At 62.4% G+C, this 24,752-nt stretch carries 26 protein-coding genes; 17 read left to right on the forward strand and 9 right to left on the reverse strand.

All coding sequences use genetic code 11. From position 1 onward, the window contains the following. Positions 1 to 94: 94 nt before the first annotated feature. The 4 genes from O8W32_01815 to O8W32_01830 are packed head-to-tail and all read left to right on the forward strand — an operon-like array spanning position 95 to position 3,696. The gene (locus tag O8W32_01815) at positions 95 to 1,993 is read left to right on the forward strand and encodes a U32 family peptidase (GenBank protein WII09582.1); all 1,899 of its coding nucleotides are present in this window, start codon (positions 95 to 97) and stop codon (positions 1,991 to 1,993) included. A gap of 56 nt (positions 1,994 to 2,049) precedes the next feature. Continuing rightward, entirely contained in the window at positions 2,050 to 2,430 is a 381-nt protein-coding gene (locus O8W32_01820) for a hypothetical protein (GenBank protein ID WII09583.1), read from the forward strand. Continuing rightward, positions 2,421 to 2,864, forward strand: coding sequence for a hypothetical protein (locus tag O8W32_01825; GenBank protein WII09584.1), 444 nt, complete (start codon positions 2,421 to 2,423; stop codon positions 2,862 to 2,864). The genes O8W32_01820 and O8W32_01825 overlap by 10 nt, the downstream gene beginning before the upstream one ends. Positions 2,865 to 2,913: 49 nt before the next feature. Next, positions 2,914 to 3,696, forward strand: coding sequence for an alpha/beta fold hydrolase (locus O8W32_01830; GenBank protein ID WII09585.1), 783 nt, complete (start codon positions 2,914 to 2,916; stop codon positions 3,694 to 3,696). On the opposite strand, the gene O8W32_01835 is transcribed toward O8W32_01830, so the two are convergent. Genes O8W32_01835 through O8W32_01845 form a run of 3 tightly spaced genes read right to left on the reverse strand, consistent with a single transcriptional unit; the run spans position 3,651 to position 5,163 of the window. Then, positions 3,651 to 4,226: a YkgJ family cysteine cluster protein gene (locus tag O8W32_01835; GenBank protein WII09586.1), complete on the reverse strand. Its 576-nt coding sequence runs from the start codon at positions 4,224 to 4,226 to the stop codon at positions 3,651 to 3,653. The two genes, O8W32_01830 and O8W32_01835, sit on opposite strands and share 46 nt — an antisense overlap. A 6-nt stretch (positions 4,227 to 4,232) precedes the next feature. Then, on the reverse strand, positions 4,233 to 4,523 hold the full coding sequence (locus O8W32_01840) for a hypothetical protein (GenBank protein ID WII09587.1): 291 nt from the start codon (positions 4,521 to 4,523) through the stop codon (positions 4,233 to 4,235). 37 nt (positions 4,524 to 4,560) lie between these two features. Then, a complete protein-coding gene (locus tag O8W32_01845; protein ID WII09588.1) occupies positions 4,561 to 5,163 on the reverse strand; it encodes a class I SAM-dependent methyltransferase in 603 nt (200 codons plus the stop codon). 57 nt (positions 5,164 to 5,220) lie between these two features. Between O8W32_01845 and O8W32_01850 the strand changes: the two genes are divergently transcribed. From O8W32_01850 to O8W32_01860, 3 genes are read left to right on the forward strand one after another with little or no spacing between them, the layout of a single operon-like run. Continuing rightward, the gene (locus tag O8W32_01850) at positions 5,221 to 6,519 is read left to right on the forward strand and encodes a phenylacetate--CoA ligase (GenBank protein ID WII09589.1); all 1,299 of its coding nucleotides are present in this window, start codon (positions 5,221 to 5,223) and stop codon (positions 6,517 to 6,519) included. Position 6,520: 1 nt separating this feature from the next. Beyond that, positions 6,521 to 6,946 (forward strand): amino acid-binding protein, encoded by a 426-nt coding sequence (locus tag O8W32_01855; GenBank protein WII09590.1) that lies wholly within the window; start codon positions 6,521 to 6,523, stop codon positions 6,944 to 6,946. Next, positions 6,946 to 7,896: a translation elongation factor 1 alpha-related protein gene (locus O8W32_01860; GenBank protein WII09591.1), complete on the forward strand. Its 951-nt coding sequence runs from the start codon at positions 6,946 to 6,948 to the stop codon at positions 7,894 to 7,896. Before O8W32_01855 ends, O8W32_01860 begins: the two co-directional genes overlap by 1 nt. Positions 7,897 to 8,063: 167 nt before the next feature. On the opposite strand, the gene O8W32_01865 is transcribed toward O8W32_01860, so the two are convergent. Continuing rightward, positions 8,064 to 11,426, reverse strand: coding sequence for a hypothetical protein (locus tag O8W32_01865; protein ID WII09592.1), 3,363 nt, complete (start codon positions 11,424 to 11,426; stop codon positions 8,064 to 8,066). A gap of 227 nt (positions 11,427 to 11,653) precedes the next feature. Between O8W32_01865 and O8W32_01870 the strand changes: the two genes are divergently transcribed. Next, positions 11,654 to 12,955, forward strand: a complete 1,302-nt coding sequence (locus O8W32_01870) for a phenylacetate--CoA ligase (GenBank protein ID WII09593.1) — start codon at positions 11,654 to 11,656, stop codon at positions 12,953 to 12,955. A gap of 121 nt (positions 12,956 to 13,076) precedes the next feature. Here the strand turns inward: O8W32_01870 and O8W32_01875 are convergent, their stop codons facing one another. After that, a complete protein-coding gene (locus O8W32_01875) occupies positions 13,077 to 13,493 on the reverse strand; it encodes an S-adenosylmethionine decarboxylase (GenBank protein ID WII09594.1) in 417 nt (138 codons plus the stop codon). Between the two features lie 226 nt (positions 13,494 to 13,719). On the opposite strand from O8W32_01875, the gene O8W32_01880 reads away from it, so the two are divergent. The 4 genes from O8W32_01880 to thpR all read left to right on the forward strand — a co-directional run bounded on the left by O8W32_01880 (position 13,720) and on the right by thpR (position 17,218). Beyond that, the gene (locus O8W32_01880) at positions 13,720 to 14,034 is read left to right on the forward strand and encodes a hypothetical protein (GenBank protein WII09595.1); all 315 of its coding nucleotides are present in this window, start codon (positions 13,720 to 13,722) and stop codon (positions 14,032 to 14,034) included. A gap of 74 nt (positions 14,035 to 14,108) precedes the next feature. After that, positions 14,109 to 14,579: a YbhB/YbcL family Raf kinase inhibitor-like protein gene (locus tag O8W32_01885; GenBank protein WII09596.1), complete on the forward strand. Its 471-nt coding sequence runs from the start codon at positions 14,109 to 14,111 to the stop codon at positions 14,577 to 14,579. Between the two features lie 73 nt (positions 14,580 to 14,652). Continuing rightward, complete coding sequence (locus tag O8W32_01890; GenBank protein WII09597.1) at positions 14,653 to 16,422, forward strand: tetratricopeptide repeat protein; 1,770 nt, start codon at positions 14,653 to 14,655, stop codon at positions 16,420 to 16,422. Between the two features lie 250 nt (positions 16,423 to 16,672). Next, a complete protein-coding gene (thpR, locus tag O8W32_01895) occupies positions 16,673 to 17,218 on the forward strand; it encodes an RNA 2',3'-cyclic phosphodiesterase (GenBank protein ID WII09598.1) in 546 nt (181 codons plus the stop codon). 4 nt (positions 17,219 to 17,222) lie between these two features. On the opposite strand, the gene O8W32_01900 is transcribed toward thpR, so the two are convergent. Further along, positions 17,223 to 18,185 (reverse strand): NAD(P)-dependent oxidoreductase, encoded by a 963-nt coding sequence (locus O8W32_01900; protein WII09599.1) that lies wholly within the window; start codon positions 18,183 to 18,185, stop codon positions 17,223 to 17,225. Between the two features lie 117 nt (positions 18,186 to 18,302). Here O8W32_01900 and O8W32_01905 point away from each other — a divergent pair, with 117 nt between their 5' ends. Together O8W32_01905 and O8W32_01910 are read left to right on the forward strand one after the other, a co-directional pair. Then, positions 18,303 to 18,785: a hypothetical protein gene (locus O8W32_01905; protein ID WII09600.1), complete on the forward strand. Its 483-nt coding sequence runs from the start codon at positions 18,303 to 18,305 to the stop codon at positions 18,783 to 18,785. Between the two features lie 27 nt (positions 18,786 to 18,812). Next, positions 18,813 to 19,238, forward strand: coding sequence for a hypothetical protein (locus tag O8W32_01910; GenBank protein WII09601.1), 426 nt, complete (start codon positions 18,813 to 18,815; stop codon positions 19,236 to 19,238). A 339-nt stretch (positions 19,239 to 19,577) separates the two neighbouring features. On the opposite strand, the gene O8W32_01915 is transcribed toward O8W32_01910, so the two are convergent. Further along, entirely contained in the window at positions 19,578 to 20,804 is a 1,227-nt protein-coding gene (locus O8W32_01915) for a cysteine desulfurase (GenBank protein WII09602.1), read from the reverse strand. 82 nt (positions 20,805 to 20,886) lie between these two features. Between O8W32_01915 and O8W32_01920 the strand changes: the two genes are divergently transcribed. From O8W32_01920 to O8W32_01930, 3 genes are all read left to right on the forward strand, one after another. Continuing rightward, positions 20,887 to 21,792 (forward strand): dihydroorotate dehydrogenase, encoded by a 906-nt coding sequence (locus O8W32_01920; protein ID WII09603.1) that lies wholly within the window; start codon positions 20,887 to 20,889, stop codon positions 21,790 to 21,792. Continuing rightward, positions 21,785 to 22,549 (forward strand): dihydroorotate dehydrogenase electron transfer subunit, encoded by a 765-nt coding sequence (locus O8W32_01925; GenBank protein WII09604.1) that lies wholly within the window; start codon positions 21,785 to 21,787, stop codon positions 22,547 to 22,549. Before O8W32_01920 ends, O8W32_01925 begins: the two co-directional genes overlap by 8 nt. 175 nt (positions 22,550 to 22,724) lie before the next feature. After that, positions 22,725 to 22,979: a tetratricopeptide repeat protein gene (locus O8W32_01930; GenBank protein ID WII09605.1), complete on the forward strand. Its 255-nt coding sequence runs from the start codon at positions 22,725 to 22,727 to the stop codon at positions 22,977 to 22,979. Here the strand turns inward: O8W32_01930 and O8W32_01935 are convergent. Beyond that, positions 22,942 to 23,793: a hypothetical protein gene (locus O8W32_01935; protein WII09606.1), complete on the reverse strand. Its 852-nt coding sequence runs from the start codon at positions 23,791 to 23,793 to the stop codon at positions 22,942 to 22,944. The two genes, O8W32_01930 and O8W32_01935, sit on opposite strands and share 38 nt — an antisense overlap. 329 nt (positions 23,794 to 24,122) lie before the next feature. Beyond that, positions 24,123 to 24,728, reverse strand: coding sequence for a transposase (locus tag O8W32_01940; GenBank protein ID WII09607.1), 606 nt, complete (start codon positions 24,726 to 24,728; stop codon positions 24,123 to 24,125). Between the last annotated feature and the right edge of the window lie 24 nt (positions 24,729 to 24,752).

Here is a 24,752-nt window from a genome sequence, read left to right on the forward strand (position 1 = left end):
GGCGGGAACGACAGGGGGCGCGGATATAACAGGGGAACAGGGCAGTCAGCGGGGCACCCGCATTCTTTTATAAACGCCCGCAGTGGGGATGGGCATGGAGATCCTATCGCCCGCAGGTTCGCCCGAGGGGCTCGCCGCCGCTGTCATGGGCGGATGCGACGCCGTCTATCTGGGAGGGAAGTCGTTCGGTGCCCGCGCGTTCTCATCGAACTTCACCGACGGGCAGATCGAGGGAGCGGTCGGCTATTGCCACGACCGCGGGGTGAAGGTCTACGTCACCGTCAACACCCTCATCAAGGACTCGGAGATGGATGATGCGGTCTCTTTCGTGAGATTCCTCGCGGACATCGGCGCAGACGGGGTGCTCCTGCAGGACCTGGGCCTCCTCAGGGCCCTGCATTCCGTGGACATCCCGAAGCATGCCTCGACCCAGATGGGGATCTGCTCCCGCCGGGGCCTGCAGTGGTGCGCCGAGAACGGGCTGTCGAGGGCCGTGCTCAACAGGGAGCTGACCTTCGAGGAGCTCAAGGACATCGTCAGGGACTCGCCGGTGGAGACCGAGGTCTTCGTGCAGGGGGCGCTGTGCTACTGCCTCTCCGGAGGGTGCCTCTTCTCCTCCCTCGTCGGCGGCCGCAGCGGGAACCGGGGCCAGTGCGCCCAGCCCTGCAGGAAGAAGTACGCCATGGACGGGAAGGCCTCCTACCGCCTGAGCAGCGCCGACCTCTACGGCGTTGAATGGCTGAAGAAGCTGGAATCGATAGGGATCACCTCGGCGAAGATCGAGGGGAGGATGAGGAGCCAGGCGTACGCCTACCTCTCCGCCAGGGTCTATTCGTCTGCCAACAGGGGGATCCCGTACGAGGAATGGAAGGAGGACGACGAGCTCCTGAAGACCGTCTTCAACCGCGGGTACTGCGACGGCTACCTCGGAGGGGTCGTCTCGCCCGTGCAGCAGGAGTACGCCGACAACCGCGGGTTCTACCTCGGGAAGGCATCGTTCAAAGGCAGGAAGTTCAGCACGGGCGAGCTCAGGTACCCGGTGAACGTCCGCGACGGCATCTCCATCTACGACGGCGACGAGAAGATCGGCGGGTTCAAGCTTACCTCCGTCGGCCGCGCCGCCTCCCCCTTCGCCCTCCCGGACGGGACATACGACGTCTACAGGACGTACGATCCCAGGATAGATGAAGTGAAGAACATGATAGGGGAGGCGCCGAAGCTCTCGGGGAGCACCGAGAGACGCCGGGCCCATGTCCCCTGCAGGGAGATCGAGAGGGCCAAGAGGGAGCTTCCCGAGATGTCCTTCTACGTCAGCTCCGTGAGGAACCTGAACGCGGTCCTCCCTTACGCGGACAGAATCTACTACGATAATCCTCAGTCCCTCGATGAGGCGAAGGGCATCTGCGCCGGGGAGGGGATCGAGTGCGTCGAGATGGCGCCCAGGTTCGACCCGGCATGGATGCCGCATGATGGCCCCTACATGGCCAACACCCCCGGGCAGGTGTTCGGGACCGAGGACCGCGTGTACGCGAGCTATTTCATGAACGTATTCAACGCGCACGTCAGGATGCCGTTCTGGCAGACCACCCTCTCGACGGAGCTGGCGGACCGCGAGATCGAGGAGATCGCCAAGCACTTCCCGGGAAGGCTCGAGGTCATGGTGTTCGGGAGGACGGAGCTCATGTGCACCCGGGACCCCGGCCTCAGGACCGGCGTCCTGGAGGACGAGAAGGGGTACCGCTTCCCGGTCTACCGCGACCCCTACGGCACCGCCCGCATCCTCAACTCCTCTGACCTCATGCTCCTGCCCTACCTGAGGCAGCTGGGCTCCTTCGGGATCGATTCCGCCGGCATTGACGTGAGGAAGCGCCCCGAGAGGATCGCGGCCGCCGTGGCCAAGGCGTTCGCCGAGGACGACGTCCCCGCCAAGAAGGACCTTGCAGGGATCTGCGGCGGCATCAACTACGGCGCGTACCTCCGCGGCACCGAATGATGTTCCGCTGACTGCCACCCCCTCTCTTAATGCCCCCGGAAAGCGAGGGGGTTCCCATGATAGGCGACAGGAAGGGGGATATCGGGTTCATGGAGGCCGTGGCCTCCGCGGCCGCGGTATGCCTGGTGATGACGGCGTTCGCGGCGTTCTGCGCGGCCGAGATGGACGCCGAGGAGGGGACGGGAGAACGCCCCTCGTTCGATTGGCCCGGGGACGGGCTCAGCCCCGAGATGACGGCGTCGGCGCTCCGCGGATGCGCCGAGACCCAGATGGAGCGCGGCGGATGGAACGGCGTCAGGATCGACGGCCCGGACGGGACCTGCTTCGAGCTCGGGAGGGAGAGCGGGGACGTGAGCGTGAGCAGGGAGGTGCTCAGGGTCTGCCCGTCCGAGAAGGAGATAGTCCCGGCGGTCTACGAGGCATTCATATGGTTCTGAAGGACCGCCGCGGCTTCACGGGCGTGGCGGACGCCATGTTCTTCATCGCCTTCATCGGAATCGCCGCCTCGGCGCTGTCGGGATGCATGTCCCAGGATGAGCCGGCCGGCCCGGGGGACCCGTCCGAGTTCGCGGACACGGTCTTCACCGGAAGAGTACGGGGAACAGATTTCGGGTACATCGACGTCCCCCGGGTGGAGGAGGTCGCCGCCTATACCGCCGCCTCCCTGATCCTGGAGGACGGCACGGCCGAGAAGTACCTGGAAGAGCTGGCCGGGAAGATGTACGGGGACCCAGGGAGGTATCGCCTCACTGTATCCTGTAGGGACGCAGAATCGTCGGTCGGGGGACTCGCAGAGAAGCCGTCGGCATCCTACAGCCATGCATACGGAACCCCGTACGGCGACCTGGAGGTGCTCCTGGAACTGGCATGAAGGCGGCGGCGATGGAAAACGCTTAACCAGGCCGGCCGATACCTGCACCGTGCCTTACGCTGAAAGCAGGAACGCCAGGATCCATTACGAGACCGAGGGGTCGGGCCGGCCCCTGATACTGGTCACCGGCCTGGCCGGGGATACCGGATTCTGGGCCAGGACCGTCCCCCTCCTGAAGGACTCCTTCGAGGTCGTCACCCTCGATAACCGCGGCGCCGGGTCCACCTCCTATTCCGGGAGGTTCTCGGTCGCCGACATGGCGGACGATGTGATCTCCGTTATGGACAGTGCCGGCATAGGCCGCGCCGATATCCTCGGATGGTCGATGGGGTCCCACATTGCGCTGAGGGCGGCCGCCGGGAACCCCTCCCGCTTCTCCACCCTCACCCTGGTCTCATGCTACCTGCACCGCCCCGCCCGCGCGGCCTACATCCTCGATTACCTCGCATCCGGGTATGCGCGCGGGGATGTCGACGCCGCCACCGTCGGCAGGGTGCTGAACGTCCTCCTGCACACGCCCTCCTTCTTCGAGAAGGCCGAGAGGGAGGGCAGGAAGATAAGAGAGATGAAGGCCCCCGACCCGCAGGGATTCATGTACCAGATGCACGCGGTCGACAGCTATGACGCGGAGAAGGACGCCAGGTCGCTGAAGGTCCCGACGCTCTCGGTCCACGGCCTCGAGGACATCATGACCGAGCCCTCCGCAGGCGATGAGATCGCCTCGAAGATAGAGGGCTGCTCGGTGCTCAGGCTCCCGGGCGAGGGGCATATAATACGCCCCGAGAATTACATACCCAGAGTGAAGGATTTCATCCTGTCTCGCCGGCGCTGAGCGATGCGCTCGGCGCGGGCCTTACGGCCTTCGGCGATCTTCCCTTCGATGGTCTCCCTGATATGGCGGGTGCAGGGCCAGGACTCGTCCATGTACTCCGTCATCTGCATTATGTCCGCGTCCTCGTTCGTCAGGGCCAGGTAGACCCTGCTCATGAACATGGAGACGGCATAGGGGAACTCGTCGCAGATCTCCGGGCGGTCCGCCCAGATGGTGCACTTCCTATCTTTCCCGAGGAACCTGCAGGGAGCGTTCCGGCCTTTCTTCATCAAAATGTCCCCGTCCGCGGTCTGATAGACAACCTGGGTCATGAACGTGTACAGGTCTATACCGGACGCCCGGGAGATCCTGTCCACCTCATCAGGGCGGATGATGATGTTGGGCTGGCAGCAGCACTTCCCGCACATCTCGCACGGGAAGCTGTCCCTGTAGGACATGCATATATCGTACGCCTGGTCGAGGTCCTCCTCCATCTCGGGGGAGATGGACGCCAGCCCCCTGAGGTCGTACTTCCCGCGGTACAGGACCATCCGGGATCATCCCACGAGGCCGGCGTAGCCCACCATGAACCCGATGACCGAAAGGACCAGGCCGGCGGCGGCGATGTAGACGAACTTCTTGTCGATCTCCCCGATCTGCACCCGCTTCATGGCGCGCGCCATGGCGAAGCCGCCGAGGAAGAGGCCGAGGGCCCCGAACACGGCCGCCCCCGCATAGCTGAAGACCATGAGGATGACGGAGATGATGCCCAGCGCGAGCGCTCCCCAGATGATGTTCTTCACAGCGGGGCCCGGTCTCCTGGTCGGTGCGTAATTGTCGATATCCATGGGACACCTTCTGCGCACTCGTATCCCGACGGGCTCTTTAATCTATGCGACGGATGACGCACTCTAGGCGCCGGCGGACGCCTCCGAAACGCGTCGGGGAATCGATGCGCTCCGCGGAGACGATCTCCCAGGAATCTGAGGGGAAGGCGCGCTTCACATCGTCAAGCGACCAATAGCGGTACGCGATCCCGTTGCGCATGTCCTCCTTCTTCCCGCCCGAGCGCAGGTCCCCCTCCGCGAAGCAGCGGAGATAGAGCGTACCTCCGGGGGCGAGCACCCTGCGGACCTCGGAGACGGCTTCGGCGAGGCCCTCATCGGACAGGTGCTCCAGGACGTGGAAGGCCGTCGCCTTGGCGAACGAGCCGTCGGGGAACGGGAGCGATCTCACGTCCGCCTCGGCGAAGACGGCGCGGCCCCCCAGAAGCCTCCTGCATTCGGCCACCGCCGACGGGGAGAAGTCCACGCCGGTGACAGCTGCCCCGGCGTCGGCCAGGGCGCGCGCGGTCTTGCCGTTCCCGCATCCCAGCTCCAGGAAGGATTCGCCGGTGGAGACCGATACGAAACCTATGTCAGCCGATCCCCTCCACTGCCTGCCGTTCGAAGCGTACAGCCTCTCCCATGCCTCCCTGCCGCCGTCCATCGCCACGCCATAATATAATTATTAAAAGAGGATTGCGAGGGCAGACAGAGGGAAACGATGTATTGGAACCCCCGCATAGAAACGATGCCGTACGAGGAGCTGCAGAAGCTCCAGTACCGCGAACTGAAGCAGAACGTCTATTTCCATTACACGAACAACAAGTTCTATCACGACAGGATGAAGGAGGCAGGGGTCTCCCCGCTGGACATCAACAGCCTGGAGGACGTCAGGAAGCTCCCCTTCATGTTCAAGCAGGACCTCCGCGACAACTATCCGGACGGCATGTTCTCCGTGCCGAAGAACGACATCGTCAGGTACCACATGTCCTCCGGGACCTCGGGGAAGCCCACCCTCGTCGCCTACACCCGGAACGACCTCGAGTACTGGACGGAAGCGCTCGCCCGCTCGTTCACCTCCTGCGGCATCGGGCCGGACGACATCATGCAAATCTCCTACGGCTACGGCCTGTTCACCGGCGGCCTGGGCGCCCATTACGGAGCGGAGCGCGTCGGCGCCACCGTGCTGCCCGCATCCACCGGGAACACCCAGAGGCAGATCGAGATGATGCAGGACCTGGGCGTCACCGTCATCGCCTGCACCCCGTCCTACCTAACCCACCTCTGCACCACCGCCAGGGCCATGGGCATCGACTGGAGGAGGGACATGAAGCTGAAGAAGGCCGTCCTCGGCGCCGAGCCCTGGTCGGAGAGCATGAGGACCAAGCTCCAGAACGAGATGGGCATCAGATGCTACGACATCTACGGGACCTCCGAGCAGGCCGGCCCCATGTTCACCGAGTGCGAGTACCAGAAGGGCGCGCACATCTGCGGCGACATCATGCTGGTGGAGATCCTCGACCGCGACACCGGGGAGCCCCTGGAGCCCGGCAACGAAGGGGAGATGGCCATCACCATGCTGAAGAAGGAGGCCATGCCCATGATCCGCTACAGGATGAGGGACGTCACCACCCTGAACGTGGAGGAGTGCGAGTGCGGCAGGACCTCCCCCAGGATCGGGAGGATCTGCGGCAGGACCGACGACATGCTTATCGTCCGCGGGATCAATGTCTTCCCATCCCAGGTCGAGTACGCCCTCATGCGCATACCGGAGATCGGCGATCAGTACATGATCGTGGTCACCAGGGAGGGCGACCTCGACCGCATGGTGGTGCAGGTGGAGCTGAAGCCCGAGGCCTTCACCGACAACATGGCGAGGATGAACTCCATCCGCGCCCATGTGGAATCCGAACTGAAGAGGTACCTGAACATCGCCGTCGAAGTGGAGCTTAAGGCCCCGGGGGAGCTCCCCAGGTTCGACGGCAAGGCCAAGAGAGTCATTGACAAGAGGGTGTATTGAGATGAGCGACTACATTATCGAGCAGCTGTCTATATTCGTGAGCAACGAGCCCGGGGCCCTGGCCAAGGTCTCCCGGACCCTCGGCGAGTGCGGCATCAGCATGAAGGCATGCAACCTCGCCGAGTCCAACGAGTTCGGGATCCTCCGCGCCATCGTGGAAGATCCGGACGACGCCATCGCCAAGCTGAAGGCCGCCGGCATCGTGGTGAAGAAGACCCAGATCATCGGCGTCGCCATCAACGACGACCCCGGGTCCATGTACGAGTCCACGAACGCCCTCGGAAAGGCAGGGATCAACATAGAGTACGGGTACGCGTTCGTCGGGAAGCAGGGCCCCGCCCTGCTCATGAAGACCGACGACCCCGTCCGCTCCGCCGAGGTTCTCGGCAGGGCCGGGCTGAAGGTGCTGAGGACCGGGGACCTCTGATGGCCAATCTGAACATCGCCGCCCTGGGGGCGCCCGGCCTGGCCGCGGAGATCGGGAAGAAGGGGACCGTCTCCGACATGACCTTCTACGAGGTCAAGGAAGGAAAGGACTCCATAACCCTCATCGAGCCGACGAAATACCCGGAGAAACTGTCATCGCTGTTCTACGCGACGCAGATCGGGGAGTTCGTCATCCTCACCGTCGACAAAATCGATTCCTTCCTGGGAGAGACCATAGTCATGGCCGACTCCCTCGAGAGGACCCGCGGATGGATCGTCCTCAGGAACTACATCCAGCCGGAGCAGGTGAAGCCGCTCATAGCCGGCACCTCCCTGGAGAGCTACGAGTTCAAGGAGGAGGACCCCACCGCCATGAGACTGGAGCTCATCGCCATGGCCAAGGCGGAGAGCAGGGAGCCCGGGGAGGGCACCTGCGGGTCCTGCCCGGTGGACAGCCACTTCAACGTCAAGGGTGTCGGGACAGTGGTCATAGGAGCAGTCGCCGACGGCTGGTTCCGCGTGCACGACAAGATGACGGTATGGCCTCTGGGGAAGGAGGTCATCCTGAGGTCGATCCAGAAGCACGACATCGACTGCCAGGACGGGGAGAAGGGGGACCATGTCGGGCTGGCGCTCAAGGGCATCGAGAGCGAGGAGCTCGACAGGGGCTTCGTCGTCTCCACCGACCCCTCGATCAAGATGACCCAGGAGCTGAACGCGAAGGTCGCCTACAACAGGTTCTACCGCGGAGACCTGAAGGAGGGGATGATGGTCCACGTGGGCCACTGGATGCAGATGGTCCCCGCCAGGATCGAATCCGCCTCCGGAAGGGACTCCGAGGTGAAGATGGCCTTCGACGGGAAGATCATCCACAAGCCGGGCGACACTGCCGTCGTCATGTACCTCGAGGGCGGGAAGCTCAGGGTCATCGGCACCGTCGTCCTTCCCTGAAAAACCTCTTCTGGGTCATTCCCTCGGGGGCCCCTGCCGGGGCTCCCTTTTTTATCCCGCCGGGAACGATTCCGGCGGCCGGGGACCGTGCTCCGGCATAATAGGGAAACACCCGTCCGGAGACCGGACGGTAAATGGTTTGCCCGCCGTCAGGCGGGACTGGGGTTTCAGGCCGCACCCTTCTTCTTCACGTAGAAGAAGGCGCATCCTCCGGCGGCCACCAGCACGATCGCCGCCGCAGAGACGGCTATGACGGCCGTGCTGATGCCGCTGTCCCCTTCGGAACGGATGAGCGGGTCGTCATCGACGTAGAAGTACGATGCATCATCGGGGCTCACCTTGAGGTAGGTGGATTCGCCGACGGTCTCGAAGGATGAATCGATGATCTGCCCGTAGCCGTATTTGTTCACATGGTAGATCACACTGGAACTGTCGGACGCCGGGACGTACACAGTCACCTCGAGTTTCTCGTCAGCATTGAACCAGAGGTGGAGGGCATCATGTCCATCGTATTGGGTCGGAGAATCCAGCAGCACGACGGTGATCGCGGCGGAACCGTTGTTCTTAACCTCGTAGATCACGCCTTCGGGCATCTTGACGGTCGCCGAACTGCCTGCTCCCAATTCGAAGTAGATGCAGTCGCTTCCTGCTTCGATAGTTTCAGAACTGCCCAATTTTTCCTCGGCAGCATATGTGACGGCCATCTCCGTATCCGCATAAACTTTGAATTCAGCGACGTACGCATCCCCAACCTTGTGAAGCTGCTGGGAATTGCCGTACGGGTCGGTCAGGAGCATCGGCACCGTGCCGTCGTCGGAAGCGTCTATCGATACCTTGACGGAGAATTTATCATCGGACTTGAACTCCTGCCCGTTCACAGTGACGGTGAATGTCTTGTGACTTGGGAATTCGGCCTTGATGACGATCTTATCGGAATTGCCGAGGGTGATGGCATTGTTCTTTTCATCATAGCTGAAATCAGCTGAGCTGAAGGCCTTCGCGCCGTCGGATGTGTGGAACGCATCAGGCACGAGACTGTACGTTATTTCATCGCCGAATGTGACACCGAGATACCCTCCGATGATACCATTAGTGTGAATTTTGTTGCCGGCATGGGCGAAGACCGCCTTCGACTGCACGCAGATGCACCTATCGACAGCAATGCTGCCGGAGACCTTCGCATCCGGCGATACGAAGATATTGTCGGCGACGAACAGCGAACCGTCGTCCGACTCGAAGCTGACATTCGATCCGTCTTCCAAAACCAACAGCTTGGTCGATATGAAGTCGCCCACAGGGATAGGGAGGCAGAGCTCGCTGAGCACGACATTCCCGCCGGAGACCGACACCGTCCTATCGTTCCCCTTGCAGTTCATGGTCAGGGTCCCTCCGCTGACGGTCTTGATGACGGCATCGGTGCTTCCGATGCTGAACGACTTCCCGATGCTGCCTCTGACATCCCTAACGGTCAAGTCCAGGGACGCTGTTGCCGAATCGTCCCTGCTGCCGAAGAAGGAGCCTGAGCATCCGGCCTCATCGATCGAGAACGATCCGTCGGTGGATGCCGCTAATCCTCTGATGTACATGCGGCTGCTGCCGGTGTTCATTTCCATGTTTTTCAGCTCAGCAGAGGCAGATGCCTCCTTGTCGGAGAATGCAGCTCTGATCGAGACGTCCCCCTCGATAGCGGCATATGTGCCATCGATGAACATCCTTGCGTAAATCGAGACGTCCGCGGACACAGTGTAGCTGTAGGACGTCACATTCATTCTTGTTTCGCCGTCCTTGGTGACCTTCTCGAAATCCGCATGTCCGCTGATCTCGGCCGAGAGGCTTGCGCCCGCATCCTTGACGGCGGTCCCGTCGATCATCTTCACATTGCTGGCCCCGCCGATGCTCAGTAATGCGCTGATGTCCGCAGACTTCTCGGATCCGTCGGAACTCATGCTGAGGCGGACATCGTCGATGGAAAAGGACGATGTCGTCTTGGAACTGCGGGTGGTGTTGATCTCCAGCGAATCGAGGCTGGCCGAGATGCTGAGGTCGGTCGCTCCGGCGGCGGCCGCCAGAGCGGTCACTTTAGGCAGGAACTCGTCGAGGATTTCCGGGATCTCGTAGGCAAGGCCCAATGAGGCGTCCACGGCAAAATAGTACGAGGCAGCATCAGCCTCATAATTCTTCAAATACTCCCAGACCTCGCCTGCATCCTCGACGTTCATACCGTGTGAACCGTTGACTCCGTACAGATATTTCTCAAGGCTCTTCGGGCGCAGGTCGCTGTACGAGGGCACGTCCGGCGACTTGATGTCCACCTTGTCCAGGTTGATATCGGCAAGGCTGCCGATATTGGCAGTGAGAGATGCACTGGCACTGAAGCCTGTGAGGCTTACGGTGGTTCCATTCGCGGAAGTGCCGATCGCGATCTCGCATTTGTCGGCGGAGACATCGGCACTGAGCTTGAAATCACCTGAGGAGCTGTTCCCGCTGATGCTCAGATCCAGGGCAAAGCCCGAGACGTCGGCGGTAACCGGATCGTCGAAGAACGGCAGGGAATGGAGGTCGAACTCCCCGTCGGCGGTCATGCTGACAGAGAACGTTCCGGAGCCGTACGCAGCGCCTTCTGCGCCCGCGGTCACGGATATGTCCGATTCGATCCCGATGTGGAACCTGTCGTTCCCTCTGCTGAAGTCGAGGGCGGCATTTCCGCTGACCTTGAACCCCGCTCCTTCGCCGCCGACGCTCATGCTGAAGCCCAGGTCCTCCGCCTCGAAGGAGATGTCGCATACCTCTCCGTCGATATCGATAGCCCCCTTCAGCGAAGCGTCCAGCGAGAGTTTGGTGATGGCCTTCGCAGTGTTCGACAGAGATACGGCCGCCGTCCCGGTTTCGGAGACGGCGAACTCCGGCATGCTGCCGATCTTGACAGACGACCCGTTCGAGATCTCGAAGGCAATGGATGCGGAGCCTGAGAGATCGCCCTGGCTCGCATCTGTCACATTCACAGTGACATTTCCTCCTACGTCGATGGTCTCGGAATCAGCGAAATTAAGGCCGAGAGCAAGGCTGTCGCTGACCTTGTATCCGAGACAGCCTCCTTCCTTGACATTGATGTGCACTGAAGGATTCTTTCCCTCGGAAACAGCAGCGACGGTGAACGCTCCATCGATTACCAGGGCGCCGCCGTTCTCGACGGTGATGCCCACCTCGGACGCCCCGTTCTTGACGCCATATCCGCCGCTCAGCATCTCTGCATCATTCACTGTATAATCCCCGGATATCTCCGTAGAGTCTCCGTTTCCCAGCGCATCCCCGCCGAACCTGGCGGCGCTGCTGATGTCTATCTCTTCGAGTACGAGAACCTCGGAGAGCCCGTGCAGCATGCTTTCGGGAGAGATAAGTTTGATACCCGCGGCCGGCTCCGGCGAACTGCTGTCGGCATCGGTATCGCTGAACGCATCGGAAGCGGATATCGGTACGACCATGCAGACGGCCACGATCGCGACCGCGAGGTACTTCATATAGGCTTTCATGTTTCCTTCTCCTGATCCCAAATCGATGAGGACCTGCAATCGCATCGAATCCTTTGATTAAAAATCTGTATACGTACGATGTATCCATCTGATTGTAATGACGTTGGGTGGAGGGAAATGCACCGCCTGTCCGGACCTGGCCTTCCTGCAATCTCATTTATATAGGAGCTGTCCCCATTCACACCACATCCGTGCTAATTGCTGGCACACAACACACCGGTGAGAGAATGACGTTCTGGAATGAGGAACTTGAGACGATGCCCGCTGACAAACTGAAGGAGATGCAGTTCAGGCTCCTCCAGAACGAGATAAAGACGATGTACGAGAAGTCCGCCTTCTTCAGAAAGAGGATGGATTCCGTCGGCCTCAAACCGGAGGATATCACCGACATGGACCAGTTCCGGAAGATCCCCTGCATGAAGAAGACGGACCTCAGGGACAATTACCCGGACGGGCTGTTCGTCGTCCCCTACGACGACCTCGTGAGGGTCCATGTCTCCTCGGGGACCACCGGGAAACCGACCGTCGTGGGGTACACGCAGAAGGACATCGACAATTGGACCGAGTCCCTGGCCCGCGGGATGACCTCGTTCGGGGCCGGGAAGAAGGATGTCATGCAGAACATGCACGGCTACGGCCTGTTCACCGGCGGGCTGGGCGTGCACTACGCCGGAGAGCGCATCGGGGCCACGGTCATACCGACGGGCGTCGGCAACACCGACCGCCAGATCCAGCTGATGCAGGACCTCCCGGTCACATTCCTCGCCGGGACCCCTTCCTACATGTTCCACATAGCCGATATCTGCGACCAGAAGGGCATCGACATCCGCCGCGACACCAAGGTCAGGAAGGCCCTCTGCGGCGGGGAGCCCTGGTCGGAGAGCATGAGGAAGAAGCTCTACGACAGGACCGGCATCAAGGCCTACTCCTGCTACGGGGCGAGCGAGTTCTACGGGCCCATGTTCCTCGAATGCTCCGAGCAGGCCGGCATGCATGTCTGGGCGGACCTGGCCCTCGTGGAGATCCTCGACAAGGAAGGCAACCCGGTCCCGGACGGGGAGCAGGGGGAAGTGGTCGTCACTATGCTGCAGAAGGAGGCCTTCCCGCTGATCCGCTACAAGATCGGCGACATATCCTCCATCACCTGGGAGAAATGCAAGTGCGGCAGGACCCACCCGAGGCTCGGGCGCATCACCGGCAGGGCGGACGACATGATCGTGGTCCGCGGGATCAACGTCTTCCCCTCGCAGGTCGAGAGCGTCATCGGCGAGATGCCGTTCCTCGCCCCGTTCTACCACATCACCCTCACCAACCCCAACTACATGGACAAGATGGTGGTCGACGTGGAGATCCTGCCCGAGTGCCTGCCCGACATGACGGACCAGCTCGACAGGATGACCCAGCAGGTCGTGGACCGCATGAAGGAGATCCTCAACCTGAAGGTCGTCGTGAAGATCAACCTCCCCAACACCCTTGAGCGCTGCGACGGGAAGTCCAAGCACGTGACCGACAACAGGTCCTGGGACTGAAGGCGCAGCAGCGGAAAGGAAACCGCTGATGATATCAGCGGGAAAACTCAGGGCGCGGGCCCGGTCCTGATGCCGGGGCCCGCGCGGCAGGAAACCCCCTCGCAGGGGACCTTAAGGATTTTCAGATGTTCCTGAAGGAGACGGAGTACTCCATCTTCTTGGCGCCGAAGTACTTCTGAACGTACTCAGCGGTCTTCTTCGGAGGGAACTCCTTGCAGGAGAAGACGTCGATGAACGCCCTGTCGGTGTCCTCGGCGAAGTGGCCGGAGAGGCAGGAGGTCTCGATGAGCTGGACCATGGAGTACCCCTGGACCTTGGGCTCGTCCCCGAAGAACACGACGTAAGGCTCTCCGTACCTCTTCATGTCAATCTCCTTCGCGAGGTCGATGGCGAACTGGGTGATGTACTCCTTCGAGGAGATCTTCTCATGGTCGCACTCGCCCAGATCAATGCTGCAGAGCAGCCCCCACTGCTTCTCTTTGTTGTATTTCTCGATCGCTTCCTCATCGGAGAGGAGCGGCCCGGATTTCGGTCCCATGGAATACATTTGAAACACCTCTTTCCTGCTCTTCTGCGAGCGGCAGATAAAAATCGGCATCGTGTATTTTAAACCGATACCGCCCCTAGTTCCGCAGCAGACTAACGGGGATTCCTGCTGTCGGCACAGAGACATCAGGGGGCCTCCGGCACGCCCGCGGAACGCCTCCGACCGTCGGCCGAATAAATATTTACGCACGCTTCGAATCGCAGCGTCCAGTGAAAGTATGATCGATTCGATATTCGAGGTAATGATGCTGCTGTGCTTCGCAGCCTCATGGCCGTTCAATATCTACCGCTCCTACGTATCCAGAACCGCCAGGGGCAAGAGCATAGTCTTCGAGATAATCGTGGAGATAGGTTACTTCTGCGGGATAATCAACAAGTTCGTCAACGACGACGTCAACTATGTCATCGCCTTCTACCTGCTCGATGTCTGCCTGGTGGCCGTCGATATGGTCCTCTTCTTCAGGAACCGCCGCATCGACGCGCAGCACCCCTATTACCAGCTGGGAGAGGGCGGGTCCGACCCGAAGCCGTGACGGAACGGCAGATTTTACAAATGTTGATATCATAGACCCGACATACTCAATCGAAAATCGGAGGCAATCGCATCATGATAGTCGAAACCACCGGCATAGTTGACGGGAAGATCGATGACAGGTACGGCGCTAAGGGAACGCAGTTCGACGACGGGGTCCCGTCCCGTTCATTCCCTCTGAAGATCTCGGGGGCGCCGGCCGGGACCGCGGCCTTCGCGATCGTCTTCGACGACCCGGACTCGGTGCCCGTATGCGGGAAGGTGTGGACGCACTGGCTCGCCATCATGAACGTCGGCAGGACCGAGCTTCCGGAGAACGCGTCCATGGAGGACGCGGGGCTCATCCAGGGGAGGACCACCGGCGGAGCCGACCATTACGAGGGCCCCAACCCCCCGGACAGGACGCATTCCTACCGCCTCAGGGTGCTGGCCCTCGACTTCGAGCCCGTCCTGAGGAAGGGATTCAAGCTCGAGACCCTGATGAAGCTCTCGGACATGCACATCCTCGCCGAGGCTTCGCTGAGGGGAGAATACTCGCCGGCATGATGCCGGCCGCGATCCCCCTTTCCTCCGCCTTTCCCAATGATATTATTTAGAATGGGAAACCGATTCACCGATAATGACAGGCGGATCGAAGGAAGGCTTCGTCTCGGGAGAAGCAGCTGATATTTTCGGTAAGGCCCAGGAGCTTGCGGAGGCCGGAGATTCATCGGGAGCGTCGGCGCTCTACCGCACCGCCGCCGAGAAAGGGCATCCGGCATCGGCGTTCATGCTCGGGCAGATGATGGCGGCCGGGCTCTGCGGGTCGCCGGAGGAGGGGTTCTTCTGGACCGCCTACTCGGCGTCCGACGGTTACATCAGGGCCCGCAAGATCCTCGAGAAGGCGGACTCATACCCCTCCGACTCCGACATACTGGCACTTTCCGACGGGCTCGCCGAGGCGGGTTCCCCCGCGGCCATGTACGCCTCCGGGATGTGCCGCCTGCTCGGGATCGGCACGAAGATCGATGCCGAAGGCGCATACAAGCTGTTCCGCCGGTCCGGGGAGGCCGGCAACGCCGACGGCGCCTGCGAGGAGGCCCTCTGCCTCATGAGGGGCGCGGGGACCGGCCGCGACCGCCCGGCAGGCATCGCCAAGCTCAAGGCCCTCGCGGACGGCGGATGCCTGCGCGCCGTCCTGAAGTACGCCGGATGCCTGGAGCACGGGTACGGCGTGCGCAGGGACCCGGCGGCCGCCTTCAGGATCTACTCCGGCCTGGCGGACCGCAAGGAGCCCCTGGGCGAATACCACACCGGCCGCTGCTACATGGACGGTATCGGGATAAAGAAAGACCCGTACATGGCCTTCAGCTGGTACCTGGTGGCCCAGACCATGGGGGCCGCCGAAGGGGACTACGGGATGGCCAGGTGCATGATGGGAGGGATCGGCACCGACCGCGAGGGGAAGAAAGGCTTCGAGCTCCTCCTGACCGCGGCCGACAGGGGCTGCAGGGAGGCCATGGTCATGGCCGGCCAGCTCTGCGAGCGCGGGAGGATCACCAAGAAGAGCGCCGGGAAGGCCCTGGAATTCTACCTGAGGGCCGCCGAGACCGGCTCTCCCTATGCCAACCTGGCCGCGGGGGACATCCTGTCGGAGAACGGCAGGGACCTGAAAGGGGCGTTCGCATGCTATCTGCGCGGAGCGCTCCTGGGGAACACCCAATGCATGCACGCGGCGGGAACAGCGCTGCTGTCGGGGCTCGGCGTGAAGAAGGACGATAAAAAAGGGTTCGAGCTCTGCAGGATGGCCGCGGAGGACGGGTTCATGAAGTCCCAGTACACCGTCGCCAACTGCTACGCGCACGGGCGCGGGACGAAACGGAACTTCAAGAAGGCGCTCGAGCTGCATAAGGAGCTGGCCGACAAAGGGTACATCAAGTCCATGCTCTACGTGGGCGAAGCGTACTACAACGGCGACGGCGCCCCCACCGACGCTGCCGAGGGCGTGAAGTACCTCAGGATGGGCGCGGAGAAGGAGGACGCCCTCTGCGAGTACTACATGGGCGACGCCTACACCGCCGGCAGAGGCGTCGAGAAGGACCCGCGCAAGGCCGAGCAGTGGTATAAGAGGGCGGCGTCCCACGGGCATATCCTGTCCAGGAAGATCCTCGATGCCAAAGGCGTCGCGTACGGCGGCTCGGACGCGGAATCCCCGTTCGAGTCATTCCTCCGCAAGGCGAAGTCAGGCGACGCACAGTCCATGTACATCGTCGGCAGGTACTACGAGGACGGCATAGGCATCGACGCCGACATCGATCAGGCCAAGGTCTGGTACGGGAGCGCGGCGAAGAAAGGGAACGAGGCCGCGAAACGCGCCCTGGCCGACATACGTGCCAGAGAACAGAAATGAAGGCGAACAGAAAGATCGCCCCCTCGTCAGAGAGGGGGCGTTTCCCTCCGGCTCACGCGAAGAGCGCGTAAAGGAGAGCCGCGAGGAACACGAGCCCCGCCGAAAGAAGGGGGAGCTGCTTGACGATCCTGGTCTGCAGGCTTTTGTCTTCCCAAGGTTCCATGCTGTCTGATATCGGGAGAATGTATTTTAAATGTAACCTCGCGGGGACCGCGCCACGGTTAAATCCGAGCCAGGCATTCCGGAACCCATGGCAGATATCAGGACCTTCATCTCGGTGCCGGTTCCGAACACTGCGGGGTTCGCCCCCCTTTTCCGCGACCTCGCCGGCATCCGCGGCGTGCGTACATCCCCCGCGGCCCAGATGCACATAACGCTGAAGTTCCTGGGCGATGTCCCGGAGGAGAGCATCCCGGAGGTCTGCAGCATCGTGGATGACTGCACCAGGGGGATCAGGAGCTCGAGAATCACCGTCCGGGGCATCGGGGCGTTCCCGAGCATGAGGAGCCCGCGCACGGTCTGGGCCGGAGTGGAGACCGATATCCCCCTGGAGATGATCTCGGAGAGGATCGCCGGCATGCTGGACACCGCCGGGATCCCTTACGACCCGAAACCGTTCAAGCCCCACATCACCGTCGCCCGGACCGAAGGCAGGGCGGACCTCTCCCGGATCTTCTCCAATTACCGGGACGCCGAGTTCGCGACATTCATCTGCTCCTCGGTCATGGTGATGAAGAGCGAGCTGGGCCCGCACGGAGCATCGCACACGGTGCTCGGCTTCTCCCAGCTCATATGATGGGTCAGACCAGGCGGTGCCTGTCCTTCTGGCCCATCGCGAAGAGCTTCATCGCACGCATGCAGTTGCAGATCATGTCCTCAATGGCCGTCCCGTAATAGAACGCCATATGGTGAGTCAGCAGGACGTTGGGCATGGCGCGGAGGACGTTCAGGCCGCGGTTCTTGATGACCTCCCCGCGCATGTTGTTGTAATAGAGCCCGAACTCGCCCTCGACGACATCGAGAGCGGCGCCGCCGAGATGCCCAGATTCGAGGGCGTCTATCATGGCGGCAGTGTCGATGAGCGGCCCGCGGGCGGTGTTGACTATTATCGCGCCCTTCTTCATCTTCGCGATCCTCTCCGCGTCGAGGAAGTGCCTGGTCTCGTCGTTGAGCTCAAGGTGGATGGTCACGATGTCGCTCTCCTCAAGCAGGGTATCGAGGTCGACCTTCCTGGCGAAGGAGTCCGCCTGCACAGAACCCGTTCTGTCGTAGTAATGGATGTTGCAGCCGAACCCCGACAGGTCCCTGACCACCGCGCTGCCGATCTTCCCGGCGCCGATGACCCCCACGTTCATGTCCCTGAGGACGCCGCCCATCTGCCCCTCGAGCGAGAAGTCGTCGGCCGCGTTGCGGAGCATGATCGTCTTGAGCTTCCTGACGGCCGCCAGGATCATCATGACGGTGTACTCCGCCACGCCCTCCGGGTCGTAGGATATGTTGGCGATTGCCATCCCCTTCTCCTTCGCGTGCGCCAGGTCGATGTGGTCGTAGCCGATGGTGCGGGTCACGATCATCTTCACCCCTCCCTGGGCGAACCTGTCGATCATGGCGGCCGTGACGGGAGTGGTTATGACGCTCACGAAATCGCAGCCGTCGGCAAGGCCGCAGTTGTCGATCGTGGGGGAATCCTCGGTCCAGTCGAAATCTATCCCATATTCCTCGGATGACGCGCGGAAGAAGACGAGCTCGTCGAATCTGCGCATGTTGTAAATGAAAGCCTTCGTGGGCACACACTCCGCTCCCGTCCGGGAGTTATCCCCTGCATCCCGTATGCCTCTTTTAAACCTCAGTCCCGATTGATTGGGAAGCGTGTTGTAATCATGACACGCGGAATTCGGAAATACAGGAGGCGCTCCCTCAGAAGGGACCGCCGCGGAGGCATAGAGGGCCTGCCGCTGGAGATGATGGTGATTCTGGTCGTCGCCGCGCTCGGCACCGCGGTGCTGGTCGGATGGTTCAACGGCCTCGACGACCCGCAGGACGACAAGCCGGCCGCCATCGGAGATGTCAAGCTGAAGTACACCAACGCCATGGCCGCCAAAGGCGCCGCCAACCAGCTCGAGGTCTACGTCTACGACACCAACGGCGACCCTGTGCAGGACGCCTCGGTGCTGGTCACCGGATGCGAGGTCACCCTGGGGCAGAACGGGACCCCCGTCCTGCGCACCAGCGACAGAGGATGGTGCAAGTTCAGCGACCTGCGCTTCACCCTGCCGTCGGGTCAGGACTACGGGTACGCGACCGTCCATGTCTCCTCGTCGGACTGCGGGCAGAAGAGCGTCTCCCTCATGGTGGTGGGATGAACCGCCCCGTCCCGGGATGGTGAGCGGATGGACCGCTCGGGCATCCTGGGCATGCCCTTCAGGCTGGCCGCCGCTGTCCTGATCGTGTCCATGTGCGTCCCGGCCATGGCCGCCGCCCTGGACAGCTTCGGCAGCGGCGTGGACACCGGGGAGGCGGAGGACACCGCCAGGGAGATCGCCGGAACGGCCTCGGAGCTCTACTACGAGGGCGCCGGCAGCTCCGCGACCCTCCGGTATTCCCTGCCCGAAGGTTGCAGGATAGCCGTCGGAGGGGAGGGAGGGGACGCGTTCTCCGTCCGCGTTCTGGACGGCGAGACCGTGAAATGGTCGGAATCCCCCTCCCATCCGTCGGTGCGCTTCATCGGGAGCGTTGTGCTAGCGGACGAGGGCGTGCTGAGGCTGGTCTGCGAGAACGACGGCCTCGGGTGCGGGATAAGGGGCGAGGCCGCATGATGGAGTTCGCCATGTCCCGCTGGGCGCTGTTCCTCTGCGGAGCTATCCTCATCGGGGCGGCGGCCGTCCCGCTGTCCGATGCCCTGCAGGAGGATGCGGAATCGGACACCTCGGGATGCGCCGAGGGAACGGCCTCGCTCCTGGACGGCTTCTGGGACTCCGGCCTCGACGAGCTTTACCTGCGCGGGAGCGAGGTGCTCCCGGGCCCGGGATGGACGATGAGGATCTCCGGCGGCGGGATAACCGTCACCGGCCCCGGCGGGGGCATGTCCTTCGCCGGCCTGGCACATCCGTTCTTGGAGGAACTGGAACTGGGATACGGGAGCGAGGCGGAGGTCTTCAGGGACGGCGGGTGTTTCGGAACCCGCCGAAGGTGTCGGCGACCTTGCGGAGGGCGGCCGCGAAGCGGTCTATGTCCTCTCTGTTGTTGTACAGGTAGACCGACGCGCGCACGCTGCCCTCGATGCCCCGGGAGACGAAGAACGGGTGGGCGCAGTGCATCCCGGAGCGGACCATGATGCCGTCGATGCTGTCCAGCATCATGGCGACATCGTGCGCCCCGAGCCCGGCGATGTTGAAGGACATCACCGAGCTGCGAAGGTCCGGGTCCTCCGGGCCGACGAAGGACAGTCCTTTGATGTCCTTGATCTCCCCGTACATGTACTCCATGAGGGCGCGGTCGTGGGCGGCCACGTTATCCATGCCGATCTTCTCCAGGTATTCCACGGCGGCCTTCGTGCCGAATATGCCGGCATAGTCCTGCAGCCCGGCCTCGAAGCGGTCTGGGGCGGGAGCGAAACTGACATTATCATAGGTGACGAGCCCCACGGTCCCCCCGCCGTACTCCAGGGAAGGCAGGGAGCGGAGGGCCTCGCCGGTGCCGTAGAGCAGGCCCATGCCGGAAGGACCCAGCATCTTGTGGAGCGACAGGGCGTAGAAATCGGCTCCGAGCTTCTTCATATCGATCTTCATATGGGGCGCCGCCTGCGCCCCGTCGACGATGACCTTCGCCCCATAGTCATGGGCGATCTCGGCGACATCCTTCACCGGCACCACGCATCCCGTGACGTTGCTGCAGTGCCCGACGGACACGGCCTTCACGTCGCGCCCCATCGCCTCCTTAAAGGATTCGATGTCGAACACCCCGTCCTTCCCGGACCTGGACATCCTCATGCGGATGCCCTTAGAGTCCCTGAGCATGAGCCAGGGGACATAATTGGAGTTGTGCTCGGTGTCGGTGGTGACGACCGCGTCCCCCCTGCGGAGCCCGAGGCCGCGGGCGACGGTGTTCAGGCCCTCGGTGGTGTTCTTCGTGAATATGAAGCAGTCCGGGGATTCGCCGCCGAAGAAGGAGCATAGCTCCTCCCTCGTCTCGTCGACCCTCACGGACACCTCGTTGGCGAGGTGGTGGACGCTCCTGCCCCCGCACACCGGGCACTTAGTGTAATACTCCGTGACTGCCGCTATGACGCTGTCCGGACGGAGCGACTGGCAGGCGCTGTCCAGATAGACCCCCCTGTCCTCCCTCATGGTGGGGAAATCCATGCGGAGACGTCCGAAATCCATACGGGCCGATTCTATGCGGGATTATTTAAACATAACAGGGCGCGTGCGCATTTTATTAAACGGGACGGCATAGCGGGACCGGATGACAGAACTCAGCACGGATATAGGCGGCCTCGCCCTCGCTCTCCCGGGGATGGTGGCGTCCGGCATCATGGACGAGACAGGGGCATCCATGGTCAGGATGCTCGGGGCCGGCGCAGGAGCCGTCGTGACGAAATCGATCGGGCTGCAGCCCAACGCAGGCCATGAGAACCCGTGCTTCACGGAGGTCAAAGGCGGGTACATCAATGCAATGGGCCTCCCCAACCCCGGGATAGAGGCCTTCGGCCCGGAGATGGCCGAGGCCGTCCCGCACGGGAAGATCATCGGCTCGATCTACGGCGCCAACCCCGATGAGTTCGCGAAGTTGGCCGGGAAGATGGAGGACTACGGGGCCTGCGCGGTCGAGCTCAACCTCTCCTGCCCCCATGCCAAGGGCTACGGCATGGAGGTCGGCACGGACCCGGAGCTCGTGAAGAGCATAGTGTCCGCAGCCAAGGGCGCCGTGAGCATCCCCGTCTGGGCCAAGCTGACCCCCAACACCCACATCCTCAATGAGATCGGCAGGGCCGTGGAGGACGGGGGAGGGGACGCCATCGTGGCCATCAACACCCTCAAGGCCATGGTCATCTCGCCGGAGTTCGCCAGGCCGTTCCTGAGCAACCGTTTCGGAGGGCTCTCCGGCCCCGCCGTGAGGTCGGTGGGCGTGAGGGACATCTACGACCTGTACGACGCCGTCTCCATCCCGCTGGTGGGTGTCGGGGGCATCTCGGACTGGAGAGACGCCGCCCAGTACATCATGGCCGGCGCCAGGGCGTTCCAGGTGGGGAGCGCGGTGGCCAAGGAAGGGCCCGAGGTGTTCGGGAAGATCAACCGGGACCTCCTGGATTTCATGAGGGACCGCGGCTACGGCCGCATATCCGACATGGTGGGGGCGGCTCATGACTGATTTCGTCAAGATACTGGGGATCACCGACGAGGCGTACGACACCAAGACCTTCGAGTTCCAGATGGACGAGAAGGCGTCCCCCGGGCAGTTCGTCATGGTATGGGCGCCCGGGATGCACGAGATCCCGATGTCGCTGTCGAAGACCGGGAGGATCAAGTCGATCACGGTGAAGGCCATCGGCGAGGACACGCGCGCCCTGCACTCGAAGACCGTCGGGGATGTCCTGAGGGTCCGCGGGCCGTACGGGCGCGGATATGTGCTGGAGCCCGACAGGCGCTACCTCATCGTAGGCGGAGGAGTTGGCACGGCCTCGGTCCTGCCCGCAGTGAAGGAGACCGGCGCGGACACCATCATAGCCGCCAGGTCCGACAAGGACATCATCCTCAGGGACAGGGCGATGAAGTACGCGGACAACGTGTGGATCGCCACGGACGACGGCTCGGAGGGGTTCCACGGGAACGCCGTCCAGCTGCTGAGGGAGAAGTGCGCCGAGAAGGAGTACGACTGCGTGCTCGCCTGCGGCCCCGAGGTCATGCTCTACTTCACCCTGAAGGCCTGCCAGGACCTGGGCCTGGACTGCCAGCTCTCGCTGGAGAGGTTCATGAAATGCGGGGCCGGGGCATGCGGGTGCTGCGTCATGGACGGCCAGCGCGTCTGCCGCGACGGGCCGGTCTTCAGCAGGGCCCAGGTCGAGAAGATGAAGGACTTCGGGAACAGCAAGCGCGACGAGTGCGGCCGCGTCGTGAAGTTCAGGTGATCCCATCTCCGCTCCGGACGGCAGCATAACTGTCTACCACGGGAACCTGGAGCTGCACGTCCCCAGGTCCTGCTTCAGCGGCCCGGAAGCCCGCCCCGTCAGGTCCGAGCAGGAGAGGTACGGGAAGCTCATCCGCGAGCGCTATCCCTGGCTGACCCAGAACTCGGTGGAGGTCATGTTCAGGAAGGCCCGCGAGGTAATGAAGGCGACCCTCGACGAGGAGACCGGAGGGATGTCCACCAGCGCGGTCCTGGCGAGGAAGGGCGACCTCGAAGGCGCCGCGGCCGCGCTCAGGAAGCACCTGGAGGACGACCCCGAGGATGCGGACGCCTGGTACCGCCTCGGGGAGGTCCTCTGCAGGGCAGGGCATACGGAAGAGGGCTACGCCGCCTTCAGAGAGGGGCGGAAGCACTTCCGAACAGGGCCTTGATCGCCTCGGCGACCTCAGGCACGGTAGCGCCCCACGGGACCGAGACGGTGCTCCCGTCGATCTCGAAACCGCTCTTGACGCGGCAGCATTTCACAATGGTCGGGACGCCGTCCCCCGGGACCCTGTCCCTGGGGCAGATGTCTATGAATGGAGCATCGAAGCCGTACTCCTCGCGGAATATCCTGCGGGAGAGGTTGCAGCCCACCAGCGTGATGTCCTTCCCGGTTATGTCCGGGACCTGGTCGAGGAAGCAGAACGGCCTGGAGGACGATGCCCCAGACACCTGACAGGGGAACATCACCTCCCGGGTCCCCGCCTGCTCCGAGAGCGCGGACATGTCGATGTCCTCCTCGTAAGGGACCACCGGGAGGTCCACATACCCCGACCTAAGTGCCAGATCTACAAGATAGGACAGTTTGGACGGCCTCGGGGGAACCGCATCGATTATACGGAGGCGGAGGGGCTCCACGCCGGAAACGAAGCCTATGTGGGAGAACAGCCCGCGGACCACGACGGTCTTCCCCGGATGCTCCGACTGTATGCGGGCCATGGCCGGGAGGTTGACGACGTCCGCGTCCGGCCTGTCGACGAAGACGGTGTCCTCCGGCAGGGAGATGATGTCGAAGCCCGTGACCTCCCTGAGAAGAGAGCCCTCCGGGGACTTGCGCAGGCGGACGACAGCCATGTCCTCCCCGTTGCGGAGTACGACGTACTCCGCTCTCTTGTAGGCCCTCCAGTCCTCCATGTTCGCGCGGATGTTCCCGCGGGTCAGCTTCCAGCCGACATCGCGGACGGAAATGTCCTTGCAGTGCACGGCCCCTTAATCCCCCTGCCGGTAATAATCCCTGCCGTCCGGAACTCGGTCTGATACAGCAACGCACCCCATTTTATGTGCATAACACATCTTTCCTATCGGCGGCCGCCGCCCGGCCGCACGCCCCTGCCAATCGCGCGAGGCCGTTGCTGCGGCCGGCGGGGGCGTCACTGTGCATCCGTTCGGCTGATCCCGTTGCATTTCGAATTGATGCTGCCAATCAATGCTGTTCTGAACAGTTCTCCGCCTGTTGTTCAGCTCTCGGCCCCGAAGGATCGGGGAGCGCGGTCCGATGCGACTGTGTTGAATAAGTCTTGACCCCCCATGTCTCAAGCCTTCAGCATAATCTCCCGATGGATGTCGTACAGCGAATACCGGTACTGCATCGTAAGACACATCCTGTCGAAAAGCCTGTTTGCTATGCGGTCGCTGTACAGTTTCTTGAACGCCGAGAAGAACGCTTCCACATGCCAGCGCGAGTTGTAACCGGTGATCCTATGTGCCAGCTTCTTCCCGAAGTGCCTGTCCAAATCCTTAAGCGCCTCGCGTCTGGGGAGCGTGTCGCAATCTTCGAATTTTTCCTTCAGATTGGGGCAGAATGCTATTTCCGCCTCATCCATGAACTCCCAGTTCGCCACGGTATCGTACGCGCTGTCCGCCGACACCCATTTCAGACGCACGCCGGTCCGAAGCGCCCCCGATACCAGGGGGGCCATCATCCGGGCATCGCCGGGTTTCTCCATGGTAGTGGCGAAGGCCACCACCTTTTTGGTGCGGAGGTCGACCATCGCGTGCTGTTTGATGAACCTCCGGTTGTTCGTCAGCCAGATATGTTCCAGATATATCCCGGGACCGGATATTCCTTCCCCGGAACCGTCGACGGCGGCGAAGATGTTCTCTCCGCCGACGGCCGATTTCAGAACCTTGACCTCCATGGATTCCCTTATCTTCTCCGCTTC

The sequence above is a fragment of the Methanomassiliicoccales archaeon LGM-DZ1 genome, assembly GCA_030168595.1.
Taxonomy (GTDB): domain Archaea; phylum Thermoplasmatota; class Thermoplasmata; order Methanomassiliicoccales; family Methanomethylophilaceae; genus Methanomethylophilus.